The organism is Belnapia rosea (genome assembly GCF_900101615.1).
Lineage (GTDB): Bacteria > Pseudomonadota > Alphaproteobacteria > Acetobacterales > Acetobacteraceae > Belnapia > Belnapia rosea.
The window spans coordinates 553,029-569,064 of sequence record NZ_FMZX01000001.1 but is presented as its reverse complement, the minus strand read 5'-3'; the positions used below and the strand labels follow the sequence as shown (position 1 = coordinate 569,064).

Below are 16,036 nucleotides of genomic sequence, written 5' to 3'. Positions count from 1 at the left end.
ATGGCCATGCAGCGGCGGATCGGGCGCAGGAGTGTGGTCGTGGCTGGCTTGGCCTTGCCGGCCCTGGCATGTCCCGCCAGGGCGGAGACCTATCCGGCGCGGCCGATCCGCATGATCGTGCCCTTCCCACCCGGCGGCGGCGTCGACCTCACGGCGCGGCTGCTGGCCGAGCCGCTGCAGCGGGAGCTGGGCCAGACCATCGTCATCGAGAATCGCGGCGGCGCCGGCGGCGTGATCGGCGTCGAGGCGATGGCGCGCGCCCCGGCCGATGGCTATACCCTGTCTCTCACCGGCGCGGGCACGACGACGGCGGGGCCGCATCTCCGCCCCCTGCCCTATGAGGCCGTGGGCCTCACCCATGTCACGCGGCTGGTGCGGATGCCCTTCATCCTGGCGGTGCGCAACGGGCTGCCGGCGCGGAGCCTGACGGAGTTCATGGCACTCGGCCGCAGCGGGGATATCCGCTGGGCCTCGGGCGGCATCGGCACGAGCCAGCATCTCGCCGGTGAGTTGTTCAAGCAGATGTCCGGCCTCGCCATGGTGCATGTGCCCTATCGCGGCACCGGACCGGCGCTGAACGACCTCGCCGCCGGCATCGTCGATGCCTATTTCGGCGACCCGGCAACGCTGACGCTCATCCGAGGCGGGCAGGCGCGCGCTATGGCCGTCACCTCGCCAGAGCGCTGGCCGCTGCTGCCCGAGACGTCGGCAGCGGCCGAGGCCGTACCGGGCTATGAGGCGGAGAATTGGTACGGGCTGGCGGCACCGCCCGGCACGCCGCAGGGGGTGCTCGACACCCTTTCCGCCGCGGTGCGGAAGGTGCTGGCGGATCCGGCGACCGCTGCCAGATTCGATGCAGCGGGACTGCACCCGGCCCCGCTCTCCATCGCCGAGTACCGCACCTTCCTGGCGCGCGACACCGAGACCTGGGGCCGTGTCGTCAAGGCCGGCAATATCCGCGTGGATGGCGACTAGCATGCTGAGACTGGCGGTGGATATCGGCGGCACCTTCACCGATCTGGTGCTGGAGGAGGACGGGCGGAGTTGGTCCGCCAAGCTCCTCACCACCCCGGCGGCGCCGGAACGCGCGGTGCTGGAGGGAACGCGGCGCATCCTGGCGCAGGCCGGGCGCGAGGCGGCGGCGCTCGGCCTCGTCGTGCACGGCACGACGCTCGCCACCAATGCGCTGATCGAGCGCAAGGGTGCCCGCACGGCACTGGTGACGACCGAGGGCTTCCGCGACTCCGTCGAGATCGCCTGGGAGCACCGGTTCGAGCAATACGACATCCATATGGAGCGGCCGGAACCGCTGGTGGCGCGCCCCTGGCGCCGCGGCGTGCCGGAACGCGTCGCCGCCGATGGCGCGGTGCTGAAGCCGCTGGACGAGGCGGTGCTGCGCGCCATCGCCGCCGATTTCCGCCGCGACGGCATCGAGGCCGTCGCCATCTGCTTCCTGCACAGCTTCACCCATGAGGCGCATGAGCGCCGCGCCGCCGAAGTGCTGGCGGAGGAACTGCCAGGCGTCGCCCTCTCGCTCTCCTGCGAGGTGGCGCCGGAGATCCGCGAATACGAGCGCGCCTCCACCACCATCGCCAATGCCTATGTGCAGCCGCTCATGGCCGGCTATCTCGGGCGGCTGGAGAGCGGGCTGCGCGAGGCCGGCATCGCGGCGCCGCTGCTGCTGATGATGTCCTCGGGCGGCGTCACCACCGTCGAGACGGCACGGCGCTACCCGGTCCGGCTGGTGGAGAGCGGGCCGGCGGGCGGCGCCATCCTCGCCCAGGCCGTCGCCGCGGAATGCGGGCTGGATCGCGCCGTCGCCTTCGACATGGGCGGGACAACGGCGAAGCTGACGCTGCTGGATGGTCTGGAGCTGCAACGCTCCCGCCAGTTCGAGGTGGCGCGGGCCTATCGCTTCGTCCAGGGCAGCGGCATCCCCGTGCGCATCCCGGTGATCGAGCTGGTGGAGATCGGCGCCGGCGGCGGCTCCATCGCAAGGCGGGATGCGCTGGGACGCATCCAGGTCGGGCCGGACAGCGCCGGCAGCGTGCCGGGCCCGGCCTGCTACGGCAATGGCGGCACGGAGCCGACGGTGACGGATGCCGATGCGGCACTCGGCCGGCTCGACCCGGCGCGCTTCGCAGGCGGCAGCATCCCGCTGCATATCGACCGCGCCGAGGCGGCACTGACCGCGCTCGGGGCGGATGCGGCGCCCGGCGTCGCCGAGATCGTCGACGAGACCATGGCGAGCGCCGCCCGCGTGCATGCCGTCGAGAACGGCAAGGACACGGCGGAGCGCACGCTGATCGCCTTCGGCGGCGCGGCGCCGCTGCATGCGGCGCGGCTGGCGCGCAAGCTCGGCATGGCGCGCGTGGTCGTGCCGGTCGGCGCCGGCGTCGGCTCGGCGCATGGCTTCCTGCGGGCGCCGATCGCCTATGAGGTGGTCCGCACCCGGCATCTGCGCCTCGATGCCCTCGACGTCGCGGCGCTGGAGGCGCTGTTCGCGGCCATGCGGGCGGAGGCGGAGGCGGTAGTGCGCCTCGGCGCGCCGGAGGAGGCGCTGGTCGAGACCCGCACCGGCTTCATGCGCTATCGCGGCCAGGGGCATGAGATCGCGGTGCCGATCAGCAGGCTCGAGGCCGGGGCGCTGCGGGCCGGGTTCGATGCCGCCTATGCCGCGCTGTTCGGTCGCACCATCCCGCGGCTGGAGGTGGAGGCGCTAACCTGGACGTTGGCGCTCGCCACCAGCCGTCCCCTGCCCGCCCCCGCTGCCGATCCGCCGCCCTGCCCGGCACCCGCCCCCGCCGCCTGGCGCATGGTCCTCGACCCGGCGACCGGCCTCCGCGAGGAGGCGGCGCTGCATGAGCGGGCGGCGCTCGCGCCCGGCATGACGCTCGCCGGCCCGGCGCTGATCGTCGAGGACGCCACCACCACCGTCGTGCCGCGCGGGGCCACCGCGCGCGTCAATGCCCTCGGGCAGCTCGTGCTGGAGATCGCGGCATGAAGGATATCCGCCTGCAGGTGATGTGGAACCGGCTGCTCTCCGTCGTCGAGGAGCAGGCCCGGGCCCTGGTGCGCACCGCCTTCTCCACCAGCGCACGGGAGGCGGGCGACATCTCCGCCGGCGTCTTCGACCTCGAGGGGCGGATGCTCGCCCAGGCGGTGACCGGCACGCCGGGCCATGTGAACTCCATGGCGCGCAGCGTCGTCCATTTCCTCCGCGAATTCCCCGTCGAGACGATGAAGCCGGGCGACCACTTCATCACCAACGACCCGTGGAAGGGCACCGGGCATCTCTACGACATCGTCATCACCTCGCCCGCCTTCCATCAGGGGCGGCTGGTGGCGCTGTTCTCCTGCACCACGCATGTGGTCGATATCGGCGGGCTCGGGCAGTCGCCGGATGGGCGGCAGGTCTATCATGAGGGGCTGTTCATCCCGCTGCTGCCGCTGGTACGTGGCGGCGTCTGGGATGAGAGCCTGATGCGGGTGGTGCGGGCCAATGTGCGCGAGGCCGTGCAGGTGGAGGGCGACATCCATGCCCTCGTCGCCTGCAACCTGATCGGCGAGCGGCGGCTCTCCGCCATGATGGCGGAGCATGGCATCGCCGATCTCGACGAGCTCGGCGCGCATATCATCGAGCGGTCCCGCGCGGGGATGGAGCGGGCCATCGCCGCGCTGCCCCAGGGCGCCTGGGACGGGCATATGCGGATCGATGGCTATGACACGCCGATCGACCTGCGGGCGCGCGTCACCATCGCGGGCGACCATGTGGCAGTGGATTTCGCCGGCAGCTCCCCCGCCTCCGCCTACGGGATCAACTGCCCGCTCTGCTATACGGAGGCCTATACGGCCTTCGGGGTGAAATGCATCGTCGGCGCCGGCATCCCCAACAATGCGGGGACGCTGGATGCCATCCGCGTCACGGCGCCGGAGGGGAGCATCGTCAACGCGCTGCACCCGGCGGCGGTGAATGCGCGCTCCACCATCGGGCATATGCTGCCGGACGTGGTCTATGGCGCGCTGCACCAGTGCATCCCCGGCCGGGTGCCGGCGGAGGGGACGAGCAACCTCTGGAACCTCAAGCTCGGCGCCGGGCACGGGATGACGGGGACGGCGGAGGCGGGCCGGGCCAGCACGCCCTTCATGGTGACGACCTTCCATTCCGGCGGGGCCGGGGCGCGGCCGCGGCAGGACGGGCTGTCGGCCACCCCCTTCCCGTCGGGCGTCCGCAACGTGCCGGTGGAGATCACCGAGACGGTGGCGCCGGTGGTGATCTGGACCAAGGAGTACCGGCCGGATAGCGGCGGCGCGGGGCGGCAGCGCGGCGGCCTCGGCCAGGTGATGGAGGTGGAGCACCGGCATGGCGCGCCCTTCGGCATCTTCGCCACCTTCGAGCGGGTGCACTACCCGGCGCGCGGGCGGGAGGGCGGGCTGCCCGGAGCGGCGGGGCGGCTGACGCTGGCCGATGGGACCGTGCTGAAGGGCAAGGGGTTCCAGGTGATCCCGGCGGGCGGGCGGCTGGTGGTGGAGATGCCAGGGGGCGGCGGGTATGGGCCGCCGGAGGAGCGGGATGCGGCGGCGGTGGAGCGGGATGTGAAAGCAGAATTTGTAACTTAGCTAGCTTGTTACAAACTGGATAAATATCACTTACAGCACTTCTTTCGAAGTTTCGCCATATAAAAAGATTGGCTTAACCTCTCTTACAGCAGGAAATAGTGCAAACATTTCCTCCGTTATATGACAGGGGATGCTGAACGTGTAGGGGATAGTCCGACTTTGTATAAGGTAGCCCACAAAAAGCTGAAACAATGACAAACTCGAAGGAATAGGATGAAGTTCACGCTTTTCCAACGCTCCTTTAAATTTGTCTAGGCACACCGACAACTGGACTTTCGGTCTTATTTTTGCAACAAAATCAGCGATATTGTTGCAAAATCTAGACATGTCTTTTGGAAACAGCGCAGATGGAAGTTCACCATTCTCAAAGAAGCCTTCGAATGCTTCTTGAATTTTTATTTGTTCTTCGAGCTTTGACCATGGACTTGAATCAGTGGCAGCTGCAACTGCGTCGAACGCCGTTACCACAGAATCTAAATTCTCAATAACAGCTTTTAGTTGTGCCGCAACTCGCAAGCGCTTCCAATCGATTCTATTTGTCTTATATGCTTGATCGTGAGTTGCTACGGACCAAGCATGTTCAAACGCAGTCCGTAACTGGACTTCAAAAATTATCTTAAATACGCTGGAATCCGGGTTAGCTATTACTGCATCGGGGCTGGGCTTTAAACGGCAATACAACCTGGGTGAGTCGAACCGGAAAACGTCGGGAGATTTCTCAGATTCGTTTCTCAGCTTTTCTCGTACTAAATCAAATTTTCCTTTCAAAAAATCCCTAACTTCATCCTCATGCTTGCTGCTTGGAACGATAATCGTGAATGCTACTAAGTCGTCCAGGTCGGCAAATTTCGAGTATCTCCCGGTCTCAATTTTTTCAGCTGTTGACTCGATTGTTTTTACCCTACCCGTAAAGGGGAAATTTTTTGCGTCGGAAAATGTCGAGAGTGTCGCCCGAGCACGGTCATGAACAAACTTGAGAGATCTCTCGATGTCGGAGAAGTGCGTTATGAGCGCGCTGGGAACAATCATTTTTAAGGTACCGCGAACTGCCCTAGAATTACCTTTTGCAGTGCTCCAATGCGAGACAGACGTGCGCCTGGATCATTGGATGCGGATCGAGCGGCGGCGTAGTAAGCCTCCGCCTCGATTGATCGCGAGCGGCGCGAGTCATCGTCTACCAACTCGGCAAATGCCAGCAAACGCTCACGCGCCGATGCAGGATCAGGCCATGACTCTTTTTCAAGCTGATGCAAGGCCCCGAACAGAGCATAGAAATCCGCTTGATTTCTAATGCGGCTCCTGACTAATGATCCGCTCGTATCTACACGTGTTAGAGTTGCCAAGTAAGATATGATTTCCTTAAACCGTTCAGTTGTTTCCGTCTCTGAAGGCCATTCGAGATCACGAAGGCTATATGCTTCATCAAGTTGGTCTTGTGAAAACGAACGCGGACCGTCCTCGATATACAAAAGCAGCGTTCCAACGAATTCGCTATCACGCATTTGTTTGCGTGACTGCTGGGCAATATTCGGAAAATTAGGCGGCAACTCTTTTACGGTCCACTCGCTAAGCGCCTCAACCGAGTTCATAAAAGATCCGCCAAAGCGAGCATGCCTCAGTTCCTGTCGGGACAAACGCGCGACGTTACGGTTAATTCGATTAAAAATCTCCGTAATCAATCTCTCATCTTCGGCTGGAATAAACTCCACGGCAAATTGATAGCGCCATGTTCTAAGTTTTAGTTCGTCATCAAGTTCAGAGAAGTTTTTCTCGCGAGCGGAACTGAGGCTTGCATCTTGATAAACAGGGAACTCGTTGTTACAAAATTCAAATAGAGTTAAGAGTCTCTGCTTACCATCTACAACCTTATAACTAGCGATACCTTCCAAAGATATTTGTTCGTAGAGAAATATCGCTGGGCATGGATAATTATTAAGAACTGTGTCCACAAAAAAATCTTTATATTGCTGATTCCAGACGCTGCGTCTTTGATATGGTGGATCTAAATCAAGCAGCCCTCTTTTATAAAGATCATTTAGCCAAGATAATGTCTGATAGTTGGTTTTGCGTAGCATGTCCGGCACCTCTTTTACAGATTAACCGTCGCCATCTTTCTCGAAGATATAGGTTGCCGCTGATTGAACCAAAAATTTATCCGAGTTTACATCTTGCCTCCGAACACCACCATCCCCCGCGGCGCATGCTGCCCGATCGCCTCCCCCCCGTCTCAGCCGGGATGGCAAAGAGATGCGCCAGCGCCGTGGCTCACCAGCGCCGCCCCCGCCCCGGCCATCATCGCCGCGGCCGCGGCCCCGTCCCCGGCCGCTTCGCCGATGATCAGCGCGCCCGGCCCTGGCCTCCTCCCGGCCGGCCCCGCATGGCCGCCTTGATCTCGGCAAGCCGGGCGTGGAAGCGTTGCCCGGCCGAGGCCAGGGAGAGGCGGTTCTCCGCATCGGCCTTGGCCCGGGCCCCGAGGGAAGCGGCATAGGCCGGGTCGTCATAGAGCCGCCGCATCAGCCGGGCGGCATGGTCCACCGAAGGCTCCGCCCAGCGCGAGGATGCATCATAGGGCGGGATCTCGCGGCCGAGGGTGACGATGTCGCAATCCACCAGGAGGCTGTTCCCGTCATCCATGAAGTCCAGGTTCCCGGAATAGCGGGTGGCGATGACGGGCTTCCCGAGCAACATGGCCTCGGCCATCGTCAGGCCCAGCCCCTCGCTTCGGTGGAGGGACACATAGGCATCGCTCGCCTCCATCAGGGACAGGATCTCGTCGGGGGTCATGACCCGGTCCAGGACGGTGACGTTCGCCCCCGCCGCCGCGGCGTGAAGCTCCTGCACCTGGTCGTCGAACCGGCCGAAGGAGGTGGTCTTCAGGATGAGGTCCACGGGCTCCGCCGGGTCGAAGGCCTGCCGGAAGGCGCGGATCAGCCCCAGGGGGTTCTTGCGCTCCATGACGCTGCCCATGTGGAAGGAGAAGAGGAAGGTGAAACGCCCCTCCTCTCGCCCGCGCAGGCCGAAGGCGCTGAGCGGCCTCGGCGTGAAGGTCCCGACGCGCACACCCGGGAACAGGGTGCGGACGGGTATCTCGAGCTTCTCGCGCAGGCCCTTGGCCACGAATTCGGTGGCAGCCCAGACTTCATCCACCATGCGCGCCGTCTCGGCCCAGTACTCGGGCACGCTGTCGAACTCCCAGTACCAGTAGCCGATGCGGTAGGTCCTCGGCATACGCTCGGCCAGGTCGGCCCGCGCATAGGCAACAGAGAAGAAGGGCTCCGGCTGGGTGTGGATGATCGTGACGTCATGCACCTCCAACCCACCGAACTCGGCATGGTGTGGATCGTCGCCGGGGTCGGTGCGGACATCACGGCGGGACACCAGGCCGCCCTGCTCCTCGATGGCGTCCGACATGGCCTCGGCCGAGACGCGCAGGCCGGACGGGTAGCAGAAATGAGCGAGGACATTCGCGCCCGGCCGAGCCAAGGCCGCCGGCGTGCCATCGTCCAGCCTCGCCGCACACCAACGGGCGAGATCGTCCGACAGGCCCGCCGATGAGGCGAGCCAGTGCAGCAGGCCATGGGCGCCCTGCTCGGTGTCGAAGGCATTCGGATGGGCTTCCCGCCAGGATGGGCTTGCCGCATAGGCCAGCCGGATCTCCTCGGCGGGCGTCAGGCCCGTGCGCCAGTTCTCCGGCCGCAGCCAGACCGTGTCCGGCGGGATGCCGTGACGCTCCGAGAGCCAGGCTGCGAAGCGCTCGCGGCCAAATACGGTCAGCCCGGCTGGATGCGCCTGCTGCCAGCCTGGGGTGAAGCGATAGGTACGGATGAGCGCCCCGCTCGGGTCCTCGGCGGTCCGAAGGAGGAACCACCAGATCTCCTCATGGCGCAGCTTCGCTTCGGTGCCATGAGACAGTAGCCAGGAGGCCAGGCCCCGCCGTCCGGAGGGCAACAGGCCGAGCGGAAAGATCGTGCGGATATCGTCCCGCCACATATAGGCCTGCATGACCCGCGCCGATGGCTCCTGCGCGAAGGCAGCATGAAGGTGCCCACGACGCTCTGGTGAGAGGCCCAGCGCATCCCCGCCTTCGGTGCGGAGCCAGCGGGCGAAGGCTCCGTCCGCTCCCTCGGAGAGCGCGCGCGGGAAGCGCATCCGCAGATCCCGGCGGCCGCGCAGCAGATCCAGGATGAGGCGTGCCGCCGACCAGCAATCATGCACCGAATGCGCCGGCTGCGGCGGCCAGAGGATGGCGTCGCGGGGCAGACCCGCGGCTGCGCAGACCTGTGCGTCATCGTCGAGGTCGAGCGGCGGCTCCGGCAGGGGTTGCGAAGCCAGATGCGCTGCGGCGTCACGCTGCAGGTTCTCACGCAGGCTCGGCTCCCCGGGCGCCCGCAGATGAGGGACTGGGTTGTAGGGGCTGAGCCCCGGATGGAGGTAGGGGTCCTCGATCAGGCCGAGGCGCAGCACCTCATGGGCCGCGCGCGCCATGTCCTCGGCCGGGTTGGTGCGGCCGCGCGACATGCCTTCATGGTGGACCAGCGTGGCGAAGGGCGTATAGGCGGTCCGCCAGCCGGCCCTGTGGGCCCGTAGCGCAAGGGCGACATCGCTATTGGCGATGCGGTAGGCTTCATCGAAGCCGCCGACAAGGTCGTACACCTCCCGGCGCACCATCTGGCAGGCGCCCATGACCGCAAGCCAGTTGCGCGTATGCCCTGGCGAGCCGAGGACGCCCCACTCCTCCTCCGCGGCACGGTGGTACATCAGGCCGTAGAGGTGGATGCCGATGGCGACACCGGCATGCTGGAGCTCTCCGGTGGGATAGCGGAGGCGCGTGCCGGCAATGCCGACGCCGGGCAGCATGACGACGCGCACCAACTCACCCAGCCAGTCGGGGTCAACGACCTCGATGTCGTTGTTCAGGAAGAGCAGCACGCTGCCACGGGCAACAGCAGCGCCACGGTTGCAAGCGGCGGAATAGTTGAACGGCCCGTTCGCGTGCAGCACGCGGATATTGCCGCGGTGCTCCAGCTCTTCGTAAAGCGCCCAGGTCCGAGCATCATCCGAGTTGTTCTCGACGATGACGATCTCGACCTGCCGGTAGTTCGTGCTGTCCAGCACGCCCTCAATGCAGCGCCGCAGGAGGTCCGGGCTGTTCCGGTTCGGGATGATCACGGATACCAGCGGCGGGTTCTCGACCTCCCAGCGGGACCGCTGCGTCCCGTCGGGTTGCGTCTCGACGCGCACGCCGGCGATGCCACGCCCCTCCCAGAAGGCACGCAGGGCCGCACGGTGCTGGGATGCAGCCTCGCTGCCGGGGGCGGGGCGTTCCCGGTCACCGCCCTGCGGGCGGTGGCAGAGCACGCGCGTGAGGCGCTCAACCCGCATCCCCATTTGTTCGGCCAGGTCGGCAGCACGGAGGTTGAGGCCCCACTCGGCACCAGCAGCTTGTCCCTCGAGGAAGCCACCGGCCTGGACCGCCAGCTCCCGGGACAGCAGCGTCAGCCGGCCGAAGTAGTTATAGGCCTGCAGAAGCTCCGGCGACCATGACGGCTTGAACTGCGGTGAGGCCCGTCTCCCGTTGGGCAGGAGCTCATCCTCGTCGGCGTAGAGCAGCGCCAACTCCGGGCAGCGTGCCACAAGGCTCGTGACCTCGCTCAGCGCGCCATCCGCGAGAACATCCCCAGCATCCAGGACCGCGATCCAGTCTCCACGGACGGTGGCGAGCAGTGAGGCGAGGATGCCTCCGCGGTCAGCCTGCGGTCGGCACGAAACCGCCCTGACGCGTCCATCGCTGCTCATTCCAGCAGGTAGTCGGGCCATACCATCGTCCGGCACGGCAACCAGCACCTCCCAATCCGTCTCGACCTGACGCCTCACGGATTCCAAAGTCGCCTCAAGGCGAGCGGGGTCACCGCCATGAGGCAGGAGGAAGCTGAAGCGCGGCTCGCCGGAGTTCCGGACTGCGGTAGGAGTCCCGGATGGAACAAGGGCTGCGCCTTCGAATGCCTCGATCCAGCGTCCATAGGCATCGCCCTCCTGTACCGAGAGGTTCGCGGCAGCCCTGGGCGCAGCCGGAAGCGGCACCACGATCGTCGGCGACACGGCAAGCTGGTTGCGGGCGCGGATATACTTGAGGCGGCGACCCAGCTTCCAGGGGGTTGCAAGCCACCAGGCCGCCTTGAGGGCGCGGCGCCCATGCCATCGCGCGGAGTGCGGCAGGGCCTCCGCCAAGCGTCGTATGGGCTGTGTCGCCTTCCAGGAGGTGGAACTCAGCAGTGCCTCCCGCTGCAGCACCGCCTCGTCCGCTCGCGCCCGGGCCTCGCTGACGGCTGCGGCCATCTCGGATGTGCTCCGGGCACCGGCTTCGGCCTGCTGCCGCAAGCGGTCCAGCTCGGCACCGAGTTGCTGCCGGAGCCTCGCTTTCTCGGCTTCGTGGCCCTGCTGCGCGGCCGTCAACTCAGCCCGCAGCTGGGCAAGCTGCCGTTCTGTCTCGGTCGCCCGCTTGGCCTCCGCCGAGTGTGCTTCCGCAGCCTGACGAGCGGTCTGCTCAGCCGCGGCGAGTTGGTGAACCGCCGAATCAAGCTGCTGCGCGACCGCATCCCGCTGCTGCGCCACCGAATCCCGCTCCGTGTGAGCGGTACGCAGGGCGCCGTCGAGATCGGCGATCAATTTATCACGGAAGGTAAGGCCACGGGCCAGCGTGATGGACCGTGATTCGGCGTCCCAACGCTCACCTAGCCTGGCGAAGCGCGAGCGGATTGTCGCGATTTCAGCGGCGGAAAGCCCACAAAGGGCACGCAGGCTCGTCGGCACGTTCGGCCCGACGCACAACACCCCCAGCCCATGCCCATGAAGGAATTCGAAAGCGGGCCAGCGCGCGGACAGTTCGGCCCAAAGGCGCCAGACGCCGAAATCCGCCTTACGCTCATTGGTGTCATGGAACAGCACCACGGCGCGATCCGACAGCTTCGGGAACCAGCTCTCGAAATCATGCCGCACGGCCTCGTACGTGTGCAGGCCATCGATATGCAGGAGGTCCACCGAACCGTCGGCGAATTTGCCGACCGCTTCGTCGAAGGTGCAGCGCAGCATCTGCGAGAATGCCGCGAAGCGGCTGTCATGATAGCGGACGAGATCCTCATACACGCTCTCGTCGTACTGACCCGCGTGCTCGTCGCCGCGCCAGGTGTCGACGGCGTAGCACCGCGTGCCCAACCTCTCCGCCTCGACAGCCTGGCAGAAAGCTGCGTAGGAGATGCCGGCATGGGTGCCTAATTCTACGAGGATGCGCGGACGCGCTACATGCACCAGCCAATGGGCGAAGGGCAGATGCCCGAACCAGGCACTCTCCCTGTCCAAACGCTCGCAGAAGCGGAAGGGGACCTCGAGTTCCGGGCGGGCCAGTATGTCCAGGATTCCATCGCGCTGAATCGTATTCTTGGCGGCGTCCGTATCGGGATAAGTCACGCAATGCTCCTGCTGCGAGCAAAGCGCCTCTCTTTAGCAATCCGGTTCATGAATAAACCTCGGCAATTCGGAGTAATTCTAAAGGGATGGGACCTCAGGTCAACCTTGGCCGGCAGTCCCGGACGGGCCTTCTCCGCCGATATCATTGGGGATGCGGCTGGGATCGAGGTGATGGTCGCGCAGGCCAGCAGTAGGGGGTGTTCCTGCTAATTGCCAGCATTGGCGGGGCCTGCCGCCCATGGGCCATGGGGGTGGCCTTCATGCCCGATGGACCACCCTCCCTCCGAATACCACCAACCCCCGCGGCGCATGCTGCCCGATCGCCTCCCCCACCGTCTCAGCCGGGATGGCAAACAGATGCGCCGGCGCCCCCACCGCCAGGGCCGGCGCCTCCTCCCCCATCGCCGCCGCCCCGGCCGCGCTCACCATGTCGAACAGCTCGGCCAGCGCCGCATCCGTCCGCGCATCCAGTCGCCAGCCGATGATGGCGGCGCGCTCCAGCATGTCCCCGGTGCCGTAGGGGCTCCAGAGGTCGCGCAGGTTGTCGTTGCCGCAGAAGACGCGGACGCCCTCGGCCCGCAGCCGCAGCAGCGGCGGCAGGGGGGCGCCGCCGGCGCCGTGGCTCACCAGCGCCATTCCAGCCTCGGCCATCATCGCCGCGGCCGAGGCCTGCCGGCTCTCGGCCAGGGCGCCGAGGCAGAAGCCGTGGCTGATCGTCACCCTCCCCTGCATGCCATGCGCCCGCGTCCGCGCCGCGATCTCGGTGAGGGAGAAGAGGCCCAGCTCTCCCGCCTCGTGCAGGTGGATGTCGAGGCCGACGCCATGCCGCTCCGCCAGGCGGAAGAGGATGTCGAGCTGCCCCTTGGGGTCGCGGTCCACCTCGCAGGGGTCGAGGCCACCGAGCAGGTCCGCCCCGGCGCGCAGCGCCGCCTCCAGCAGCGCCTCCGTCCCCGGTGCGGTCACCACCCCCGCCTGGGGGAAGGCGACGGTCTGGATGCGCACCTGCCCCGCATGCCGCGCCTTCGCCTCCAGGATGCCCTCCAGCATGGAAAGGCCGAAGGTCGGCGTGATATCGGCATGGGTGCGGATCAGCGCCGTGCCCTGCGCGATGCAACGGCGGATGAGATTGCTTGCGCGCTCCGCAGGCGGCAGGGGCAAATGCGGCATCAACCGCTGGTCGGTTTCGATGCGGCTGGCACGCGTTGGCCCGGCCGCATGCGGCATCCAGGGCAGGCCCATCAGCGTCTTGTCGAGGTGGAGGTGCCCATCCGTCAGCCCCGGCAGCAGCAACTGCCCGCCAAGCGCATGCGTCTCCCTCGCCGGGGGCAGCGGCGATCCGGGCGACAGGATGGCGGCGATGCGGCCGCCGGCGCAGGCGATGGCCATGCCGGTGCGGCCATCCGGCAGACGGGCCTCGGTGAGGAGCGTGTCGCAGGGTTCCATGCAGCCATGGGAGGCGAAAGCAGGGCGCCCGGCAAGACGGCTGCGGGCGCGCATGGCCGCGGCCCCACCCAAGGCTGACGGCGTTGTCCGACACAGCATGACATGATAGGGCTCCAGCCCTCTCGGTTGGCCCCGGTGGTGTCGCACACCGTCCTGGCCCGGGCCCAAGCCGGCGGCCATCCTCGGCAGCCCGCGCCCGGTCATTATGCAGGCCGTCTGCAGCTCATTCTGGCTGAGGGGGGGCGGGCATGGCCCTTTCCTCGCCGGACCCGGTCCAAGGATCCTTCTGTTGCGTCAGGCTTCCACACGAGCGGCCCCTGAGACCACCCCCAAGCGACCAGGGGGCACGACCAGCACGCCCGAGTGTGACATCGAGAGCCTGCGGGCCGCATTGGCCAGATCGCGCGTCGAGCAGCGCCGGCTTGCTCTCCTGGCCGAAGCAGCCCTGCGCGAGCGGGACCTCATCGCCCGTTCGACCATCTGGCGTGCCACCTACCCATTGCGTGTCGCCCTCGATGGCATCGCAAGGTTACTGCGGCGCTGGAGGCCCGGCATCAGAGATGCTGCCCAGGAGGGTCATCACGCCCCGGCGACGGACATGGCGCAATATGCACGTTGGATCGCCGCCTGCGATACCCTGTCGGATGAGGACAAGGCACTGATTGCGGCGCATCTGCAGCAGCTGCGCCACCGGCCACTGCTGTCAGTCGTCATGCCGGTCCAGGATGCCGCCGAGGCGCAATTGAGCGAAGCGATCGGCTCGGTCCGCAACCAGCTCTATCCGCACTGGGAGCTGTGCCTGGTCGAGGAGGACACCACGCCGCCCGCGCTTCGGTCCTTCCTGCTGTCCATCACGGCTACGGATCCGCGCATCCGCTGCGTGGGGGCCACGGGGGCTCGCTCATTCGCCGCCCGCGTCAATTCCGGGGTACAGGCCGCGCATGGCGAGTTCGTCACCCTGCTGCAGCCCCATGACCTGCTGTCGGAGCGTGCTCTTTACGAGGCGGCGGTGGCGCTTGATGCACATCCGGGGGTCAATCTCATCTTCTCAGACGAGGACTGGTTCGAAGACATCGCAGGAAGCAGACAGCGACGGGACCCCGCCTTCCGCCCCGATTGGGACCCTGACCTGATCCTTGGGCAGGATGCCGCCTTTGCCTTCGTGTTCTGGCGCCGCAGCTTGCTTGGCTGCCTCGGCGGCATGCGCGAGGGGTTCGAGGGCAGCGAAGTCCAGGATCTGGTCCTGCGGTCGGCAGCGGAAATCGGCGGGGAAGGAATTCACCACCTACCGGCCGTTCTCTATCATCGGCGACTTGGGCAGCCAGCGCCCGCGGTCGCAGCCGCGTCGCGGCACCGCGCGATCGCCGAGCATGTTCACCACCTGCCTCGGGGCTCGGGCGCTGCGGTGCTTCCGCATCCGCGTGGCATCGAAGGGCAGCGTATCCGATGGCCCCTGCCCGACCCGCTCCCCAAGGTCAGCATCATCATCCCGACGCGGGACCGCGCCGAGCTTCTCGAACGGGCGACGGCGGGTGTGCTCGCGCGTACCGACTACGATGCGCTGGAGGTGCTGATCGTCGACAACGGCTCGACCCGGCCGGAGGCGCTGCAACTGCTGACACGGCTGGACGCCGATCCGCGCGTGCGCGTCCTGCGATCCGATGCGCCATTCAACTACTCGGCCCTGAACAACATGGCAGCCCGCCAGGCGCAAGGTGAGATCCTGCTGCTCCTGAACAACGACATCGACGTGCTCGATGGTGGCTGGCTGCGCGAGATGGTCTCGCACGCGCTGCGGCCGGATGTCGGCACCGTCGGCGCAAGGCTGCTGTATGGCAACGGGACGGTGCAGCATGCGGGCGTCGTGCTGGGCATGGGGAGCTTCGAGGGCGGTGGAGGCGTGGCCGGCCATTTCGCCCTGCACGAGCCGGCAGAGGCACTCGGCTACTGCGCCCTGTCGGTGCTCACCCGGACGGTCTCTGCCAATACCGGCGCCTGCCTTGCTGTACGGCGCGAGCTGTACGACGTGGTGGGCGGGCTCGACGAGGCGAACCTGCCAGTCGCCTTCAACGACGTGGATTTCTGCCTGCGCTTGCGCGAGCGGGGCTACCGGAACGTCTGGACGCCCTTCGCCGAGCTGCTTCATCTCGAATCCGCCTCACGCGGCAACGAGGATACGCCGGAGAAGCGGGCCCGCGCCACCGCGGAGGCACGCTACATGCGGGCGCGCTGGGGTGAGATCCTCGATGAGGATCCCTACTACAACACGAACTTCTCCCGCCTCAGCCACACCGTAAGCTTGGCCATTCCGGCTCGCCGCCTGGCACCCTGGCGCCTTGCCTCCGCAGAGTGACGAATGGCGACCCCGAAGGGCTGGAGGTCGTGGGTGGTGCTATCCCGTCCTGGCCATTTAGCGGAGGCTTTTTGCTACTCGTGGCGTCTCATATCACAAGACGAGAGTCGGACAGAGATCAGTGGTGTATTTTCTGGGACAGTGGCCGCCTGTATT

8 protein-coding genes are annotated in these 16,036 nt (G+C 66.3%); 4 read left to right on the top strand and 4 right to left on the bottom strand.

Going from position 1 to position 16,036, the window contains the following annotated elements; genetic code table 11:
- The first annotated feature begins 39 nt into the window (after positions 1-39).
- The 3 genes from BLR02_RS02745 to BLR02_RS02735 are packed head-to-tail and all read left to right on the top strand — an operon-like array spanning position 40 to position 4,620.
- On the top strand, positions 40-975 hold the full coding sequence (locus BLR02_RS02745; protein ID WP_176849346.1) for a Bug family tripartite tricarboxylate transporter substrate binding protein: 936 nt from the start codon (positions 40-42) through the stop codon (positions 973-975).
- 1 nt (position 976) lies between these two features.
- Positions 977-3,004: a hydantoinase/oxoprolinase family protein gene (locus BLR02_RS02740; protein WP_245704585.1), complete on the top strand. Its 2,028-nt coding sequence runs from the start codon at positions 977-979 to the stop codon at positions 3,002-3,004.
- A complete protein-coding gene (locus tag BLR02_RS02735; protein ID WP_218127841.1) occupies positions 3,001-4,620 on the top strand; it encodes a hydantoinase B/oxoprolinase family protein in 1,620 nt (539 codons plus the stop codon). The genes BLR02_RS02740 and BLR02_RS02735 overlap by 4 nt, the downstream gene beginning before the upstream one ends.
- Before the next feature lie 30 nt (positions 4,621-4,650).
- On the opposite strand, the gene BLR02_RS02730 is transcribed toward BLR02_RS02735, so the two are convergent.
- The 4 genes from BLR02_RS02730 to BLR02_RS02705 form a co-directional block, all read right to left on the bottom strand.
- Positions 4,651-5,649: a nucleotidyltransferase family protein gene (locus BLR02_RS02730; RefSeq protein WP_090660201.1), complete on the bottom strand. Its 999-nt coding sequence runs from the start codon at positions 5,647-5,649 to the stop codon at positions 4,651-4,653.
- A gap of 2 nt (positions 5,650-5,651) precedes the next feature.
- Positions 5,652-6,695 (bottom strand): GmrSD restriction endonuclease domain-containing protein, encoded by a 1,044-nt coding sequence (locus BLR02_RS02725; RefSeq protein WP_090660198.1) that lies wholly within the window; start codon positions 6,693-6,695, stop codon positions 5,652-5,654.
- Positions 6,696-6,957: 262 nt separating this feature from the next.
- Positions 6,958-12,084, bottom strand: coding sequence for a class I SAM-dependent methyltransferase (locus BLR02_RS29965; RefSeq protein ID WP_218127840.1), 5,127 nt, complete (start codon positions 12,082-12,084; stop codon positions 6,958-6,960).
- Positions 12,085-12,342: 258 nt separating this feature from the next.
- Positions 12,343-13,527 carry an amidohydrolase gene (locus tag BLR02_RS02705; protein ID WP_090661515.1) on the bottom strand — a complete coding sequence of 395 codons (1,185 nt, stop codon included), beginning with the start codon at positions 13,525-13,527 and terminating at the stop codon, positions 12,343-12,345.
- 391 nt (positions 13,528-13,918) lie between these two features.
- On the opposite strand from BLR02_RS02705, the gene BLR02_RS02700 reads away from it, so the two are divergent.
- Entirely contained in the window at positions 13,919-15,880 is a 1,962-nt protein-coding gene (locus BLR02_RS02700) for a glycosyltransferase family 2 protein (protein ID WP_176849345.1), read from the top strand.
- The last annotated feature ends 156 nt before the right edge of the window (positions 15,881-16,036 follow it).